At 39.4% G+C, this 672-nt stretch carries 1 pseudogene; it reads right to left on the bottom strand.

The features are described from left to right. Positions 1 to 486, bottom strand: a pseudogene (locus tag BCT81_RS04975) (hypothetical protein); the annotation flags it as partial. Positions 487 to 672 lie beyond the last annotated feature (186 nt).

Here is a 672-nt window from a genome sequence, read left to right as displayed (position 1 = left end):
ATGTGACGTTGAGTGTTGTCTCCACTTTTTGTAAGAATTCCAGACGTCAACCGCACGGGTATCAAGTGCTTTCCCCTTGGTTGTGTACCCAGTCATTCCGGTATTAAGCGCACTAGAATTAAACGTATAGTAAGAAAGTGCGGTAACCATTTCCATTTGTTCTACCAATGCTTGAGCTTCGGGAGCAGTGACTTTCGATCTAATGCTGTCAGGTAGAGCCCAGTTGTGCCGCATACTTTGCGCCACTTTGAATTGGTTAACAAAGCCTCTCATCATATTTATCCAATCCATTGGATTTCCATTCTGACGGCAATGTGCTCCATATGAGGTCTGAGTGATTTGTAACGCCATTTGGTGCAACGCATCTAGACACTCTTTTTCCACTGCTTCATTGATTTTTAAGTACTTTAGTCGCTTTTCTAGATTACCGACTCCGACAGACCTTAATTGTTCGTAACGATATTCATCGTAACCACCAATTTCCATTCCAATTTCCTTATTTAATGGGTGCCTTTATTTAGGAGTATTTTCTCACTTAGTACACCTCAATAAAGGTTTGAGTGAAACTAAGATTGAAAGTTAAACCTCTTCAGGACAAAACGTAGATTAAGTACCATAACTTAACAATACCCTTACCTTCATTTAAACAAGACATTTATTTTAATCCAACTG

This window comes from Vibrio sp. 10N.261.52.A1 (genome assembly GCF_002876325.1).
GTDB lineage: Bacteria > Pseudomonadota > Gammaproteobacteria > Enterobacterales > Vibrionaceae > Vibrio > Vibrio chagasii.
Note: the sequence above shows the minus strand (reverse complement) of the source record. Positions and strands in the feature narration are given on the sequence as shown.